This is a genomic window from Shewanella sp. 10N.286.51.B7 (assembly GCF_002873615.1).
Classification (GTDB): Bacteria; Pseudomonadota; Gammaproteobacteria; order Enterobacterales; family Shewanellaceae; genus Shewanella; species Shewanella electrodiphila.
This window is the reverse complement of sequence record NZ_MCUF01000096.1, coordinates 1-2,399: the sequence shown is the minus strand read 5'-3', so window position 1 is coordinate 2,399 and position 2,399 is coordinate 1. Positions and strand designations below refer to the sequence as shown.

Below are 2,399 nucleotides of genomic sequence, written 5' to 3'. Positions count from 1 at the left end.
AAATAGGCGTTTCTTCCATCGCGTTTGGTTCTATCTACTCCCTCGGCTAGACTAAAATATCACTTCTTTTTACTAAAAAATCGTCTACCGCAGGTCAAGAACGCCCTAATAATGGGCAAAAAATTGTTGGCTAAAATGTTGAGGAACGAAAACAGCCAACTGTTTTTTGTCCTTATTAATTAGCTTGTTATATTCACTTTACGTCTAAATCAAAGACAACACTAACTGAAGCTGAAAATACAATATTTTCTTGCAAGTATTTACCGGGACTTGAAGGTTTATTCATTCGTGAGCCTGTTACTTCAATACGTTCAATATCGCTATTTGCCCCGTATCTATTACGCTTATTATTTGAAGTTGAATTTATGCTATAAATTTTACCTAGCTTTGCATCAAAAGCATTAGCCAACGAACTACCTTTTTCTTTAGCATTCTTCACCGCTAATGCGTTAACTTCATCTTTTAGTTTATCTGCTTGTGATGCTTTTAATTCTATATTACGAATTTCATCAATTTGAACACTAAGTGCAAAATCCATAAATGCGTTTAAGTTTTTAAGATCGTTTAAAGTAACTTTTAAATTACGGTTAGCGGTGTACCCATCTAATTCTCTTTTATCATTGTTTGAGTATGAATAATTAGGTTGTGTAGAAATATTTGAAGCCGAAACGTTGTCTTCATCAATTTTAAATTTGGCTAAGCCGTCTAAGAAGTTGTTAACTCTATCATCTACGTCTTTTTTGGCGTCAGCACTTTTAGTTTTAAAGCTTTCAACTTCTAGGTGTATTACAGCAATATCAGGTTTAGCTTTTAATTGCGCAGTTCCAACAACTGAAATATGGCGATTATTAGGTAAACTACTATTTGAATAAGAAAAAGAAGAAAAGACCAGTAAGGCAAACATGCTTAGATATTTCATAGAACCTCCTTGTGAATATAACGCCTAAATCAGGTGCGCCGTAGGCGTCACCTGAATTTACTTGTTAAATGGCTGTGCAATATGTTCGTTGGAAAGATTTATGCTGCACTGAATTATTTTCGTACTTTTTACTATTTTCCCTAAGCTACCGAGCGAGAGTATTGCTAATCTTTTTGAGAAGTCTAATAAGGTGTCTGCGTAATCAATAGAATATTTTCTTCTCATTTCGCCATTACTAAATTGATATTTAAATTGTTGAGTGCCTGAGTGAGTTAAACTATTTAAACCCTTCCAGTGATTATTTTTAAAGTCACTCAAAGATCCATTCAAGTGAGGCATTTCATTTTCGATATCAGAAATCATTTCTTGAAACCGAATATCACATTTAGGCTTTATTCTTGATTTAACACTGTCTTTTTTGTACTGCTGAACTTGTTTTTCTGTAGCACATGCAAATAACCACACTCCTCTAACATGAGCTTCAAATAATACGCGTAATAAAGCAGATGCAGGGGTCAAGTGACCTAGCTGAACAAGATCAAATATTGCTCGTTGATTATCAAAAACAACATCATGGAGCATAACACTTAATAACACGCGATCAGAACCTTCGACTTTCATCCCGTCAAGTACTTCCGAAATCTTGGTTCCTATTATATTTTCCATAATTTCCTATAACTCAGATGTATGGAGCCATTTAACAGCTTATTAGCGAGAATTCCGATAAACACCCTAGGCCACTTACCAAAACTCAACCACTTTTTAGCTTGATTTATTAATAATTTTAATAACTTAACAGCCAGCATAATTTAAATCAATCGACTAAATAGTGGATAAAACCGAGAATTGAGATAACCGAGAATTAATTTGGGTCGTTATGTAAACTTCCTCTGTGATAAAATAGTTATTTTTCAATGGTATATATTTGTTCGGATGGTAAATCCGAGAATTTTTGCTTTTACATAACGAGAAGCAAGTGCTGTCAATTGCTGCTTTTTAATTATAACTGTATATCCATACAGTCATATAAGGCTAACAAACTTTGGGTAAAAACGTTTTACCAGCACCAACTTTATACTTAATTTATATTGGCTCTTTTTCAGTAGTCCATTACTACAATTTAACCCATTGCCTGCCGCTGGGATGTTCAGGATGAACGGAATGTCGCGATCACATGGATGTGAAAAAGCGGCCTTTTGTGCAAGCTCGACTGTGACACGCAGCAAGCTCGTCCCTGAAAGCTCGGCCATGACAAATAACATCCATGTTAAACGGCCAGTTCGGCATCCATGCCTCTCGCTCAGAGCGTTTCACACAGTGAAACTTCGCCATGTCATGGACGGTCACTGCTGTGCTTACACCCGAATTTTCATCTCTTCGAATTAACTGTATTTGTGTCAATTTAAAAAACTAAAATATCTAGTTCTAAATTAGCTAGAAGATTCAATTTGAATTGAGGAAAGTAAGAAAATCGCGTGAG

The 2,399-nt window shown here is 35.3% G+C and carries 2 protein-coding genes; both read right to left on the bottom strand.

Annotated features, from left to right (window positions below; translation table 11 throughout):
- Positions 1-193: 193 nt before the first annotated feature.
- Positions 194-919 carry an SIMPL domain-containing protein gene (locus BCU84_RS20110; protein ID WP_102529817.1) on the bottom strand — a complete coding sequence of 242 codons (726 nt, stop codon included), beginning with the start codon at positions 917-919 and terminating at the stop codon, positions 194-196.
- Positions 920-976: 57 nt separating this feature from the next.
- A complete protein-coding gene (locus BCU84_RS20105) occupies positions 977-1,585 on the bottom strand; it encodes a hypothetical protein (RefSeq protein ID WP_102529816.1) in 609 nt (202 codons plus the stop codon).
- Positions 1,586-2,399 lie beyond the last annotated feature (814 nt).